At 32.8% G+C, this 14298-nt stretch carries 16 protein-coding genes; 6 read left to right on the top strand and 10 right to left on the bottom strand.

Annotated features, from left to right (window positions below):
• The first annotated feature begins 68 nt into the window (after nt 1-68).
• Nucleotides 69-902 carry a glycosyltransferase family 2 protein gene (locus EIG86_RS05160; protein ID WP_127845094.1) on the top strand — a complete coding sequence of 278 codons (834 nt, stop codon included), beginning with the start codon at nt 69-71 and terminating at the stop codon, nt 900-902.
• Here EIG86_RS05160 and EIG86_RS05155 read toward each other — a convergent pair.
• The 3 genes from EIG86_RS05155 to EIG86_RS05145 are packed head-to-tail and all read right to left on the bottom strand — an operon-like array spanning nt 899 to nt 3712.
• Nucleotides 899-1759, bottom strand: a complete 861-nt coding sequence (locus EIG86_RS05155; RefSeq protein ID WP_127845093.1) for an ATP-grasp fold amidoligase family protein — start codon at nt 1757-1759, stop codon at nt 899-901. The two genes, EIG86_RS05160 and EIG86_RS05155, sit on opposite strands and share 4 nt — an antisense overlap.
• Before the next feature lie 42 nt (nt 1760-1801).
• The gene (locus EIG86_RS05150) at nt 1802-2881 is read right to left on the bottom strand and encodes a glycosyltransferase family 9 protein (protein ID WP_127845092.1); all 1080 of its coding nucleotides are present in this window, start codon (nt 2879-2881) and stop codon (nt 1802-1804) included.
• Between the two features lie 15 nt (nt 2882-2896).
• Entirely contained in the window at nt 2897-3712 is an 816-nt protein-coding gene (locus EIG86_RS05145) for a 2,3,4,5-tetrahydropyridine-2,6-dicarboxylate N-succinyltransferase (protein ID WP_127845091.1), read from the bottom strand.
• Nucleotides 3713-3798: 86 nt separating this feature from the next.
• Here EIG86_RS05145 and ruvX point away from each other — a divergent pair, with 86 nt between their 5' ends.
• The 5 genes from ruvX (at nt 3799) to EIG86_RS05120 (ending at nt 6877) form a co-directional block, all read left to right on the top strand.
• Nucleotides 3799-4203, top strand: a complete 405-nt coding sequence (gene ruvX, locus EIG86_RS05140; protein ID WP_127845090.1) for a Holliday junction resolvase RuvX — start codon at nt 3799-3801, stop codon at nt 4201-4203.
• 121 nt (nt 4204-4324) lie between these two features.
• On the top strand, nt 4325-4915 hold the full coding sequence (def, locus tag EIG86_RS05135) for a peptide deformylase (RefSeq protein WP_127845089.1): 591 nt from the start codon (nt 4325-4327) through the stop codon (nt 4913-4915).
• A gap of 54 nt (nt 4916-4969) precedes the next feature.
• Nucleotides 4970-5404: a DUF5606 family protein gene (locus tag EIG86_RS05130; protein WP_127845088.1), complete on the top strand. Its 435-nt coding sequence runs from the start codon at nt 4970-4972 to the stop codon at nt 5402-5404.
• Between the two features lie 95 nt (nt 5405-5499).
• Complete coding sequence (gene mazG / locus EIG86_RS05125; protein WP_127845087.1) at nt 5500-6273, top strand: nucleoside triphosphate pyrophosphohydrolase; 774 nt, start codon at nt 5500-5502, stop codon at nt 6271-6273.
• A 115-nt stretch (nt 6274-6388) separates the two neighbouring features.
• Nucleotides 6389-6877: a DUF4168 domain-containing protein gene (locus EIG86_RS05120; RefSeq protein WP_127845086.1), complete on the top strand. Its 489-nt coding sequence runs from the start codon at nt 6389-6391 to the stop codon at nt 6875-6877.
• Between the two features lie 104 nt (nt 6878-6981).
• Here the strand turns inward: EIG86_RS05120 and EIG86_RS05115 are convergent, their stop codons facing one another.
• The 7 genes from EIG86_RS05115 to EIG86_RS05085 form a co-directional block, all read right to left on the bottom strand.
• A complete protein-coding gene (locus tag EIG86_RS05115; protein ID WP_127845085.1) occupies nt 6982-7557 on the bottom strand; it encodes a hypothetical protein in 576 nt (191 codons plus the stop codon).
• Between the two features lie 195 nt (nt 7558-7752).
• Nucleotides 7753-9672, bottom strand: a complete 1920-nt coding sequence (locus EIG86_RS05110) for an endonuclease (RefSeq protein ID WP_127845084.1) — start codon at nt 9670-9672, stop codon at nt 7753-7755.
• A 6-nt stretch (nt 9673-9678) separates the two neighbouring features.
• On the bottom strand, nt 9679-10893 hold the full coding sequence (locus EIG86_RS05105; protein WP_127845083.1) for an RsmB/NOP family class I SAM-dependent RNA methyltransferase: 1215 nt from the start codon (nt 10891-10893) through the stop codon (nt 9679-9681).
• 30 nt (nt 10894-10923) lie between these two features.
• A complete protein-coding gene (locus tag EIG86_RS05100; protein ID WP_127845082.1) occupies nt 10924-11358 on the bottom strand; it encodes a hypothetical protein in 435 nt (144 codons plus the stop codon).
• A gap of 3 nt (nt 11359-11361) precedes the next feature.
• Nucleotides 11362-11877: a hypothetical protein gene (locus EIG86_RS05095; protein ID WP_127845081.1), complete on the bottom strand. Its 516-nt coding sequence runs from the start codon at nt 11875-11877 to the stop codon at nt 11362-11364.
• Nucleotides 11878-11909: 32 nt separating this feature from the next.
• Nucleotides 11910-12449: an RNA polymerase sigma factor gene (locus EIG86_RS05090; protein ID WP_127845080.1), complete on the bottom strand. Its 540-nt coding sequence runs from the start codon at nt 12447-12449 to the stop codon at nt 11910-11912.
• A gap of 11 nt (nt 12450-12460) precedes the next feature.
• Entirely contained in the window at nt 12461-14290 is a 1830-nt protein-coding gene (locus EIG86_RS05085; protein WP_127845079.1) for an ABC transporter ATP-binding protein, read from the bottom strand.
• Between the last annotated feature and the right edge of the window lie 8 nt (nt 14291-14298).

Below are 14298 nucleotides of genomic sequence, written 5' to 3'. Positions count from 1 at the left end.
TTAATAAAAATCGGACAAAGTTGTCATTTGATTCATAAAAATTTTAATTTCGCAATATAATATTCGGTATGGCAAATCATCCACAAATATCTGTTGTAATTAGTACCTACAATGCCTTAGTTTGGCTTAAAAAAACACTTTGTGGTTTTGAGCATCAGATATTTAAAGATTTTGAAATCGTTTTAGCAGATGATGGTTCTAGGGATGATACGAAGGAATTTATTTCAGAGTTTGCCTCTCGAATTCATGTCCCTGTGAAGCATGTTTGGCATCCAGACAATGGTTTTCAAAAATCTGAAATTCTAAACAAAGCCTTGTTGCAATGCGATGCAGAATATATTGTAATGACTGATGGTGACTGTATTCCGAGAAAAGATTTTTTGCAAGTTCATCAACAAGAAAAAAGTAGAGGTCATTTTTTGTCTGGCGGTTATTTCAAATTACCGATGTCAATTTCAGAATCGATTACAGAAGAAGATATCAAATCGCAACGCTGTTTTGATATCAATTGGCTAAAAAATAATGGTTTGGCGTCAAGTTATAAGAATATGAAATTGACAGCAAGCGGCCTCACTGAAAAACTTTTAAATTATTCCACTCCAACCGGTGCGACTTGGAATGGACACAACGCAAGTGGTTGGAAAACAGATATTTTCGCTGTTAATGGTTTTGATGAACGCATGCAATACGGCGGTCAAGATCGTGAACTTGGCGAACGATTATTCAATTATGGTATCAAATCTAAGCAAATTCGATATTCTGCGATTTGTATTCATTTAGACCACCCGCGCGGTTATAAAACCCAAGAATCTATCGATAAGAATCTTAAGATTCGAAAAGCAACCAAAGAGGATAATCGCAAGTGGACCGATTTTGGGATTAAAAAAATAAAATCTAACTAAATTAAAGTGATTTCCTTTTGACCATCAGGGATTTCTGGTAAAGTAATATAATCACCTATAATCTTATTATATTTTTCTGGATAAAATGATGTTCTGCCATCAGAAGGATAAAATGTCATTTCACCAAATAATATTTTTCCATTTATGTTGTACAAATCAACTCTAACGAAAGGAAATTTTTGAGCTAATTTTCTGGTAATTTCAACCATTTCTTCAAAATTCGATGGTTTTTCAACTTCTTCTACATTACTAATATCACCTTTTCTGAATTCTAATTTATTCCAATCTAAATCATAAAAGGCACGTTGGTCATTAATGCCACGTTCAATGTCAACTTGAACAAATTTTGGTTTGCCATTAAAGCAAAAGAATTTATAATCATTGATGACATCCTTGCCAATTTCTTCTAAAAATTTTTCTGCAACCAGTTTTGGAGTTACATTTTTATAAGCCCATTCCAAACCGCCACGATAATATTGGTTTTTACGCATCCATTTATGAAGCAACCATTTAGCTTTTTTTCGGTTTAGCTTTGACTTGTCTTTAACGATTAAATTGAAATGAAATCCATGCACACCTTTAATAACAAATTTTGAAGGGAGTTCATCAAAGTCAACATCTGAAGCTTTATAATAAACCGCGATTAATTCATTCAGGTATTTTTCACCTATTTTCTCTTTTACATATTCTCTAACTTCATATTTGTCCACCAATTGCGTTAAGATTGGCGGATGATAATATACTTTTAACCATTGAATTTTTTCATTAAATTCTATCGGATTTTCAAGATTGAGTGTTTTGCCTGTGTAATATTTATAGTAGTATTTCATGTAAATTTCTGGTGGTAGAAATTTCATTTTTTTGATAATACCGTAAGCGAGCTTTTTTGATCCCATGAATTAATTGGTTATGTTATCACTGATGAATTTAACTAAATTTAGTTTGATAAACTCAGGTTTGAAGGCTCGGTACAAATTTTCAGAATTTGCCTTGAAGTTTTTCTGACTATAATTTTCAAAACGAATTGGTTCAAAGTCTTTCAAATGAACAGTTTTATTCATTTTATCTTCATCGTGAGTTCCCCAAGTTTCTTTTCTTACCCATGGTGAGAAAATTGCAAAAGTTGGTAAATTCAGAGCTTTTCCCATATTTATTGCACCACCTTCATTGCCAATAACCATTTTACAAAAAGAAGTCAAGACAATGAATTCTCGCAAACTTGGAGCGTAATATGAGGAAATTCGACTTTTGGTCTCAGGTTTGCAAAGTGCTAAAAGTTGATTAACATCAGGTTCTTGTTTTGGAATATAGTTGAATAAGAGGTAAAGGTTTGGGAAATTCGCCACAATTTCATCCAATAACGAAGCCATATATTTTAGCGGATAGGTTTTGCTTGAATCACTTCCCAAAACATTTATCATGGCAAAAGTTTTGTCTTTTAAATTTAAATTTTCTTCTTCAGCGAGCTTTAAAATTTTTTCTTTTTCAGAATTACTAATGCAAATTTTAGGCTGAATAGAATAATCGATGTCTTGTTTATTCAAAATTGGCTGCAACAAGTTTAGTCGGTTCTCATAAGCCAATCCAACTGATTTATTTCTAACCAATTCATTAGAAAAAGAATGCGTGTACAAAAGGCTTGAATATTTTTTTTTCCTAAAACCGATTTTAATTTTAGCTTTTGAAAACGCAGTAATTAACGCGCTACTCAATTTTCCATAAACGTCAATAACAACATCGTATTTTTCAGCTTTAATCTGTTGCAGAAATTTAAAAAATTTGAAGGAAGACTGTTCATATTCAGGTGAAAAAATCACTAATTGGTCGATAAATGGATTATTTTCAACAACTGGTACCGTATTTTTATTTACTAAATAATGGATTTCAGCAGAAGAATTATGTTGTTTAATCGCTTCGCATAGAATAGAAGACGTTAATACGTCGCCAATCATCTTCTGCTGAATAATAAGAATTTTCATTGATTAGAATTTGCCTTAAACCGCAACATCATAAGTTCGCAAAGCATCATTTAAAGACGTTTTTTTATTGGTGCTTTCTTTGCGTTTCCCGATAATCAAAGCGCAAGGCACGTTGAATTCTCCAGCAGGGAATTTTTTGGTGTAACTTCCAGGAATAACTACTGAACGCGCGGGAACAATACCTTTCATTTCTTTAGGTTTATCGCCAGTGACGTCAATTATTTTTGTGGAAGCTGTCAAAACAACATTTGCGCCCAAAACTGCTTCTTTTTCTACTCGAACGCCTTCCACTACAATAGAGCGCGATCCTAAAAATGCGTTATCTTCAATAATAACTGGTGCAGCTTGCAGAGGTTCTAAAACACCGCCAATGCCAACACCGCCAGAGAGATGAACATTTTTTCCGATTTGCGCACAACTTCCGACTGTTGCCCAAGTGTCCACCATCGTGCCTTCGTCCACATACGCGCCAATATTGACGTAACTTGGCATCATAATGACGCCGCTGGAAATGTAAGCTCCGTGACGAGCAACTGCATTTGGTACGACACGAATGCCACGTTCTTTATAACCAGTTTTTAGCGGCATTTTGTCGTGATATTCAAAAATTCCAGCTTCCATGGTTTCCATTTTCTGAATTGGAAAATATAAAACCACGCCTTTTTTTACCCATTCATTCACTTGCCAGCCTTCTGCAGTTGGTTCTGCACAGCGCAATTCGCCGCTGTCGAGTTTGCTGATGACTTCTCGGATGGCTGCAATGGTATCTGGATTTTGAAGTAAATCTCGGTTATCCCAAGCTTCAAGTATTTTGGTTTTTAAATCTGTCATATCAAATATTTTTTGCGAATATAAGGTTTATGCTCAAATTCACTTTGAAATTCACTTGTTGTATATTTGCAAATTATTTAAAAAATATGGGAAAAGTACTCGCTTTGGATTTTGGAATTAAACGCACAGGAATAGCTATTTCTGATGAAATGAAAATGATAGCGTCTGGTTTGAAAACGCTTGACACTAGAGAACTGATGGCTTTTCTGAAAGACCAAATTCCAAAGGAAAATATTGACACACTCGTTGTTGGCGAACCCAAACACGTGGACGGACAAGCGATGAAACTGGAAACCAACATTAAATATTTTATCGAAGATTTTCAAGAATTATTTCCAAAAGTTAAAGTTGAAAGGATGGACGAGCGTTTTACTTCCAAAATGGCATTTCAAACTATGATTGATTCTGGTTTGAAGAAAAAACAACGTCAAAATAAAGCTTTAATCGATGAAGTAAGCGCAACAATCATTCTTCAGAATTATTTATACTGAAAATGATTTCGCTTATAAATTTTGAAAACCAATTAAAATTAAGTTCAAAAGAAATAAAACCCGTATTTTTGCCAACTGAATTTTACATCAATTGCAGATTGACTTCAAAAAAAATGAAGATATGATTTTACCAATTGTCGCTTACGGCGATCCTGTTTTAAAGAAAAAAGCCAAAGAAATATCTGAAGATTATCCAAATCTTCAATCGCTCATCGATAACATGTTTGAAACCATGTACAACGCCAGTGGGGTTGGTTTGGCGGCTCCACAAATTGGTTTGCCAATTCGCTTATTTGTTGTCGATGCCAAGCCTTTCGCTGAAGATGAAAATTTGACAGAGATTGAAAAAGCTAACTTAAAAGATTTTAAAAAAGTATTTATCAATCCTACAATTACTTCAGAAGCTGGTGTGGATTGGGATTTTAACGAAGGTTGTTTGAGCATTCCAAACATAAATGAAGATGTTTTCAGAAAGCCAAATATTGAAATTGAATATTACGATGAAAATTTCAAAAAACATAGCTTAGAACTTTCTGGTTTGTCGGCGCGTGTTGTTCAACATGAGTATGATCATATAGAGGGGATTTTGTTTACAGATCACATTTCTAGTCTTAAAAAAAGATTGATTAAGAGTAAATTGAACAATATTTCCAAAGGTAAAGTTAATGTTGGTTATAGGATGAAATTTCCTCTAGCTAAAAAAGTTCGCTAAAAACTTTTGTAAAAATAAACTGAGGTTGCATATTTGCCAGCCAAAAATAGACAGATGAAATTAGACAAAATATTATCGATTTCGGGTAAACCCGGATTATTTGAATTGAAAGCTCAAACTAGAGGTGGATTTATTGCAGAATCACTTATAGACGGCAAAAAAATGCCGGTAAGTATGCAAAATAACGTTAGTATTCTTAGTGAAATCGCTATTTATACTTATACAGAAGAAATACCTTTAAGAGAAGTTTTTCAAAAGATTTATGACAAAGAGAATGGAGAGAAATCTATAGATCATAAATCTTCTAAGGATCAATTAACCTCTTATTTTGAAGAAATTTTACCAGATTATGACCAAGATCGTGTGTATCCTAGCGATATCAAAAAGGTAATACAATGGTACAATTTATTGATTTCTAAAGACATTACAGATTTCTCTGATCCTAAGGCAGAAGAGAAAGATGAAAAATCTACTTCAGAAGAAGAATAAAAGTAGGTTTTTCATTAGAAAATATGAAAACTCCAAAGCATTTTGTTTTGGAGTTTTTTAGTTTAAAATTTGTAGTTTTAATAAAATTCTAAATCATGCAAAACAGAGAACATCAACTTCAGGCTTTTGGTCGTTTATTGGACATCATGGATGAGTTACGCGAAAAATGTCCTTGGGATCGTAAACAAACCATGGAAAGTTTGCGAAACCTTACCATAGAAGAAGTCTATGAATTGGGAGACGCCATTTTAGACGATGATTTGGATGAGGTCAAAAAAGAACTTGGCGATGTGTTGCTTCACATCGTTTTTTATTCCAAAATTGGAAGTGAAAAGCAAAGTTTCGACATTGCTGACGTCATCAATCAACTTTGCGAAAAGCTAATTGATAGACATCCTCATATTTATGGCGACGTTGAAGCTAAAGATGAAACTGAGGTAAAGAAAAATTGGGAAAATCTGAAGCTGAAAGAAGGAAATAAAAGTGTTTTGGGAGGAGTGCCAAAATCACTTCCAGCGATGGTCAAAGCAAGCCGAATTCAAGATAAAGTAGCCGGGGTTGGCTTCGACTGGGAACAACCAGAGCAGGTTTTTGAAAAAGTGAAGGAAGAGTTAGCGGAGTTTCAAACCGAAGTTGAAAATGACAATAAAGATAAAATGGAAGCTGAATTTGGAGACCTTTTATTTTCTATGATAAATTATGCGCGATTTCTTAATATAGATCCTGAAAATGCTTTGGAGCGCACTAACAAAAAATTCATTTTTAGATTTCAACATATTGAAAAACAGTGCAAAAAGAATAATTTAAAAGTGTCTGAGATGAGTTTAGAAGAAATGGATGTTTTTTGGAATGAAGCTAAAAAACTATAATATTGTTTTAAAATTTATTATATTACGTTAAATATTAAAGGAAACTAAATATGTTTTTTCTAGTTTCCTATAAAATGAATATCATTGCTCAAATTATTAAATTAAAAACAAAAAAATGAAAAAATCAATTTTAACTGCTGGTATATTTCTAATCGGAATATTTTCTACACTAGCGCAAACAGAAGCTAAAGTTAGCGATGCTGAACTTGAGAAATTTGCCAACGCATATTTGGTTTTACAACAAGAAAATCAAAAAATTCAACAAGAAATGGTTTCTGCAATAGAAGAAGAAGGGTTGACAGCGACACGTTTCAATGAAATTTACCAAGCAAAAAATAATCCTAATTCTGAGCCTGATCTTACAGAAAAAGAAGCAATGCAACATAAAGCTGCTATGGAGCAAATAGAAAAAATACAAGCAAACAATCAGGCTAAAATGGAGAAAAAAATTAAAGAAGAGGGAATGACTATCGAAAGATATCAAGAAATTGGTGCTAAGCTTCAACAAAGCCCTGAACTTCAACAAAAACTTCAAGCCATGATGATGAAAAAACAAGGTGGTGGTCAAGGACAAATGCAAAGAGGTCAGCCACAAGGCAGATAATTTCTAGCATTTTAAAATCGAAAAATCCGATGTATTTGCATCGGATTTTTTTATGCCTAATATAGAAACACTCAAATGAAGTGATTGTTTTGAGCTCTTTTTATTTACAACAAGTAGCTAATATTTAAGCATCTAATTCCTGTAGTATCAACGGGTAATAACTTGTCATTTAATAAATCTACTTTCCACGCAAAAGCAATATTGTCAAAATACTCTTTTTCCTCTTCGTAATTGTAAAAAGCAAAAATAAACTCAGTTTGAGGATTATTTACATTTTCACATTCAATTAAATTCGTATATTGTTGTTCTGAGTCACTTATAAAATGAATTGTATCGGTGATTTGTCTAGTTATGCTTTTGTCATTCTTTAATTTTTCAAGTAGTATAATATGGAGACTATCTTTTTTAATGTGAAGAAGTGCTCTTCTTTTTTCATTTGAAATTATCGTAGAATTTAGCAGCTCAAATTTTGAGAAAATTTCAATATCTTTAATGACATCTTGGAATTTTATTTTAGATAATTCTACTTCATTTTGGTCTGAATTATTATTCATTACTTTCGATTTTTTTTCTATCAATTGTTCAGAATCTGTTGGTGATTCTTTATAATCGTTTTTTTTACTGAAATTACATGATATTAGCAAAAGAGACAAAATGCTTATTATTAAAAATTTACCCATTGTTTTTTATTAAAATGACTTTAGTGTTTAAACTTCATACTTACTGGCTAGACTAATTTGTCCAACTTTCAGATTTAACCAACAGTTTTATTCAATTTCTATATATTATAATATTGCTTTATTCTTGGTTTCGTCAAATAAAAACATCTCAATATCACAGATTTAGATGAAATTAATTTACTAATGAATATGAATTTAGCGTTTTATCAGTTTTTTGACCTCAGAAATACCATTTTGATTAATTTTAAATAAATAAACACCAGATTTTAATCTAGAAATATCAAGATTAAGCGTTTTGCCTTCAGCATATTTTGTGAGCAGTTTTTGTCCGTTGATATTGAATACTTCAATTTTTCTATCAACTGCTTGTTCAAATACTAAATTAACCGAATTTTGTCGATTAGGGTTTGGGAATAACTTGAAACTAACTTTTTCAAAAGCAGTTGAAGTGAGCTCATTTATTCCTTCTACCATGACATTATCTACTGTCCATCTTGTTGCATCTTCGCCACTTGTAGTGTCGTATCTAAAAGCTAAATAAGCATCGCCAGGTATATTCGAAATATCTACGTTTTCAAATATAAATTCAACTTCTGTATTACTGCCATCAGGGTGAAGTGGAATTGTAATATTTGGAACGCTCAACCAAGTGAAATCCGATGGATTATCACTGCCATCATAGTCTTCAGAATACAATAACTCCAAAGCACTGTTTCCAAAAGTTGCGATAGCGTAAAAACTAATATTTGCATTTTCAAATTGAGAAAAATTTAATGGATAACTAGTGACTAACCAGTCTAAACTTGGCACTTGTCCATTATTATAACTATTCATTTGGTAGGCGCCAGAATTATTTTCACCAAAATTAGTTGTACATTCCCAATCAAGATTACTCAATTCACTTATAGGAACGAAATTGTCATCGACAGTTGTACAATCTTCAAAATCTTCTTCAAGTAAAAAGTTAGGTTCCTCTGTTGTAGTAACTTCCAAATTTTCGCTTGCATCTGAAACGTTTCCAGCCACATCTATAGCATAAACTCTATAATTGTAAAGTGTTTCGGGCTCTAGATCGATAACATCGAAACTCAATACGTCTCCGACGACTTGACCAATAATCACATTGTCCTGTTCGATTTGGTAAGAATTAACTGCAATATTATCGGTAGAAGCATCCCAACTTAATGTAAAACTGTTGCTATCTATATTATTAGCAGCTAAATTCATCGGTGCAGTTGGTGCTTCGGTGTCTGGATCTGGATTCCAAATAAGGTCTACAAATTCAGGTTGGTCAATGAGTGGATTTCTGTTTCCCTGAAAGTTGAAGCCATTTTCATTTCTGTCGATTTCTTTTTGGCTTACTGGATCAGAAATATGCCAACTTATAAGCAAATCAATATACCATTGATCATAAAATTGCTCGCTGTCATTGGCCAAAACATCGTTGTCATCCCAACCTGAACTGAATTCATTTTCATAGCGAATTGCAAAGTATAAAACCGATCTAGCAATATCACCTTTGAATTCGTCAATAGGTTCGAATACGGTTCCTGAATATCCAGGAAATGTATTTGGTCCACGCTTGGAACCATTTGTAGAGGTATAATCTACGCTGCCATCAACTTCTCCAAAAGGAAAACTACCACGAGCACCATTTACTGAGCCATCTGTCGGTATGACATGAAAATAATCATTTTTCATAGGTGAAGCCGAATTGAATGTTGATTGAGGTACCAAATGTTCTCTGTTATAACAAACACCTTCGCCATCGTAATTGCCACACTGGTTACTGAAATGATTATAATTATAACTATCGCTACTATTTGGTTGTTCAGAATACATATCTAAGACAGTTCCGTCTTCTTCATAATAATTGTCCGTATCTCCACTAAAATCCCCAGCATAAGCTGAATACAAGGCATCATAACCTTGGTCTTGATGGGAAGGGAAACCATTATTGTCATCAATATCGTCTATTATTTGATTTAGGGCAGATTTTAATTCAAAGCCAGTCAATCCATTTGCATCATCATAATAACCTGTAGGCGCCTGAGCAGATAGTTGTAGTGTAAAAATAAATGCCAAAAGGGCAAAAGTTGAACTCGTAAATTTCATTTTGAATTATTGTTTTGAATTTGATAATACGGAATAATAAAACCCATCGTAACCAGATTTATGGGCTAGAATTTTTTCATCTTGCTCTAGTTCAAAGTTTTCTCCCTCTGGTGTGAGTAAAAATTTTTGAATCTGATCTTGATTTTCAGATGGTAATATAGAACAAGTTGCATAGATTAATTTGCCGCCTGGTTTTACCATTTTACTGTATTCTTTAAGAATGTCTTCTTGTGTTTTTTTGATTTTTTCTATAAATTCAGGATTAAGTTTCCATTTGGCATCTGGATTTCTCCTTAAAACACCAAGTCCCGAACAAGGAGCATCAATTAATACTCGGTCTGCGGAATGATGTAATTTCTTAATGACTTTGGTAGAATCTATTTCTCTAGTTTCTATATTATGCGCACCTGCACGTTTAGCTCTACGCTTGAGTTCTTTCAATTTGTTACCATAAATATCCATCGCAATTACTTGCCCTTTATTCTCTAGCAAAGCTGAAATGTGCAAACTTTTTCCACCTGCACCAGCACAAGTATCTATGACTCGCATACCTGGTTTCAAATCCATAACATGCGCTATTTTTTGAGAGGAAGCGTCTTGAACTTCAAATAATCCTTTTTTGAAGGCTTCAGTTTTAAAAACATCTGCACGTTCGTACAATTCTAAAGCTTCAGGATAATCTTTGAGCGTTTTGGTCGCTATGAATTCTTCATCCAGTATTTGTTGTAATTTTTTAGGTGTTGTTTGATGAGTATTTGTTCTTAAAACAACTTGAGCTTGCTCGTTTAGTGCTGAAATTTCTTTGTCCCAAAGTTTGCCTAATTCTTTATTTCCGAGTTCATCTAGCCAATCAGGAATAGATTCTCTGTATTTTGTGATTTTCGACAATTCGTCGAAGCGACCTTTGATGCGTCGTGTTGGCGTATCTTCAAATTGTTTCCAATCAGGTATTTCTATACCTTTTAGTGTTGCCCAAACGGTAAATAATCTAAATAAATTTGGTCTTGAATAAGGTGGTTTGACTTCTGCAATTTCTTCGTAAAGTCGTTTCCATCTTACAATATCATATGTTGTTTCTGCAATAAAGCCTCGATCTCTAGAACCCCAGCGTTTATCGCGTTTTAGAGTTTTTGAGATTTCTTTATCAGCATATTTATCTTCATTAAAAATTGAATGAAGCGTATCAATAACCGCAAAAACTAAATTTCTATGTAAGCGCATGATTTTTGTTTAATCTGCAAAAGTAAAGATTTAGTTTTTAGAAGTCTTATCAGATTGATATTGTTTTAAAAGTTTTTTATGGAAATCATATTCAGCTTTTTTCAGCATCATGATTTGTTTAGGAGAAATGACTGTTTTCAATTCTTTTATAAATTCTTCTCTGTAATCTACACGCTGTTTTTTGTATGCCATATAATCTTCAAGCAGATCTTCAGCTTCAGAATCGCTTAGAGATTTTACATCTTTTAAGCGTGATTTTACATTTTTCCACTTATTTTCTTTTAACTCATTGTACAACTTATCGTGTTTGTTATACACAGGCCAAAATCTCTTGGCTTCTTTTGAAGTCAGGTTTAGCTCGTCGGTGAAATATGCAATTTTTAATTGCTCAATTTTTTCGCTATCATCTTGTGCATAACTAGAAATACCGATGAAAAAAAGTAAAGTAAAAATTATTGCTTTCATGGCTTAATCTTCATTAAATTCATTGTCTTCCAAGTGTTCATCAAGATAATTTAAAATATCTTGATCTTTTAAATTTACAATATTCTTATTAATCAAATCATCAAAATTTGAATTTTTGTTGAGATCAATAAAATCTTCTGGATTTTCTATATTGTAGTCGATATAATTTTCAATCATGTCGTCATCCAAATCTGTGAATTCAAGATTGTTTTTAGGCTGACTAATACTGTCAATATACAAAGTGCCAAACAAACCAAAACCAATAATACAAGCTGCAGAAATCCATTTCAACCAAGGTGTTAATTGGATTACTCGTGGTTGTTTTTCATCAGAATCGTAAGGCAATTCAAGATTAAAATTTTCAAAATAATCCTTTGGAACATTAAAGCCGCTTGAAATATTTGAAGTTTCAGAATCCTGAGATTTTTGTTCAAGAATCCGAGCCTCTAATTCCTTAAAGTAATGTTCAGGGATTTTAAAACCTGATTTTTTACCAGATATGTTTGTCTTATTCTTCATCTCTATTTTAGACGCATAATTTGTCTAAAGGTTTAATCATTTTTTAGAAATTTTTCCACTTTTTTCCTGGCGTGATGATAGTTAGATTTTAAAGCGCCAATACTTGATTCTAAAATTTCGGACATATCTTCGTAAGATAAATCTTCAAAATATCGCATGTTGAAGACTTTTTTTTGCTGTTCGGGAAGAGTTTCTATAGCTTTTTGCAATTCAATCTGAATTTGATCGCCTTCAAAATAAACATCGCTCTGTAGAGAATCTATTAAATAGTCTTTGAATTCTTGATCAGAAATTTTTAGTTTTTTAGCTTTTTTGTTTAAAAAAGTTATAGATTCATTAGTTCCTATACGATACATCCAACTGAATAACTTACTATCTCCTTTAAATTTGTCTATATTTTTATAAACTTTTAAAAATGTGTTTTGAAGGACATCATCGGCATCTTCATGTACTTTTACAATATTACGGATATGCCAATATAGTCTGACTTTGTGTTCAGAAATAAGTGTACGAAAAGCTTCATCCTGGTTCGTGCCGTTTTGTAAATTTTTTATGATGTCCTCTTCTTTCAATTTTTTAGGGTTTACTCAAAAGACTGCATTTCAACTAAACTTCTGTAGGTTCCGTTTTTCTGTATTAACTCGTCATGTTTGCCTTGCTCCACAATTTCGCCGCGCTGCATAACAATAATATTATCTGCATTTTTGATCGTAGAAAGTCGATGTGCAATCACAATCGAAGTTCGGTTTTGCATCATATTTTCTAAAGCATCCTGAACTAATTTTTCACTTTCTGTATCTAAAGCAGACGTTGCTTCATCCAAAATCATAATCGGTGGATTCTTCAAGACCGCTCTGGCTATGGAAATTCGTTGTTGTTGTCCGCCACTCAATTTGCCACCGCTATCGCCAATATTAGTGTCTATGCCTTTGGGAAGATTCATTACAAAATCATAGGCGTTTGCAATTTTTAAAGCTGATATGATTTCGTCATCTGTAGCATCGGGCTTACCAATTTTTAGATTTTCTTTAATACTGTCATTGAATAAAATAGAATCCTGAGTAACCAAGCCCATTAAATTTCTTAATGATTTTTGGGTGATGTCTTTAATATTGACGCCATCGATTTTTATTTCGCCATTTTCAATGTCATAAAATCGAGTCACTAAGTTAGCGATTGTAGATTTTCCACTGCCAGATTGACCAACTAAAGCAATGGTTTTTCCTTTCTGTACTTTAGCGCTAAAATTTTTCAAAACATATTCATCTTCATATTTGAATGAAATATTTTCGATGGTCATGCCAGATTCAAAATCAGTTTTATCAATCGCATTTGGTTTGTCTTTGATTTTAGAATCGGTTTCCAAAATTTCAATAACACGTTCAGCGGCTGCATTTCCTTTTTTGACATTATAGGAGGCTTTTGAAATGCCTTTTGCAGGCGTAAGAATATTATACGCCAAACCCATATACGCAATAAAAGTTGGCCCATCCAAACTTCCGTCAACTAAAACCATGTTACCGCCATACCAAAGTAAAACTGCAATTACACTGATACCAAGAAATTCACTAGCAGGAGAAGCTAAGTTTTGACGATGTAATAATTTATTAGAAAAATCGAAAAATTTGGTGGTAGAATCTTGAAATTTTTTATTGAAAATTGGTTCAGCATTGAAACCTTTTATGATTTTCAATCCGCCAAGTGTTTCTTCAAGAATTGATAAAAACAAACCTTGTTCCTTCTGAACACGACTTGATTTTTTCTTTAAAGATTTTCCGATAATAGAAATCAAAAATCCTGAAATTGGTATGAAAATAAATACAAAAACCGTGAGTTGTGGACTCAAAAAAAGCATTAATGCTATTGTGAAAAGTATGGTCAGCGGTTCTCTAACAATCAATACTAAAATGGATAAAAATGAATGTTGAATTTCCAAAACATCGCTGGTAATTCTAGCAATGGTGTCGCCTTTTCGTTTTTCAGAATAATGAGATAAGGGCAGTTCTACGGTTTTTTTGTACAATGCATTTCTCAAATCTTTCAGAACACCATTTCTTAAAAAGGTAATAAAATACATCGCCAAGTAATTTGAAATGTTTTTCAAAAAAAACAAGATAATGACCAAAATAATGACCAGCATTAAGGCTATGGAAACATCATCTTGCGCTATCAAATCAACTTTGTAAGACAAATAATCTTTAAAATAATCTTTGGCATTAGACAAACCTTCGTAAGTCGGCATTTCTGTAACTTTCTTTTTGTTTTCACCAGCAAACAAAACATCCAGCATCGGAATCAATGCGATAAAAGAAAGCGCACTAAACAAGGCATAAAAAATATTAGCGATGATGTTTAGAACTGCATAGCGCCTGTAGGGCTTGGCAAATCTTAGTATTTTTTTGAAATAATTCATTAATAGAA

Source organism: Psychroflexus aestuariivivens (genome assembly GCF_004010055.1).
Lineage (GTDB): Bacteria > Bacteroidota > Bacteroidia > Flavobacteriales > Flavobacteriaceae > Psychroflexus > Psychroflexus aestuariivivens.
Note: the sequence above shows the minus strand (reverse complement) of the source record. Positions and strands in the feature narration are given on the sequence as shown.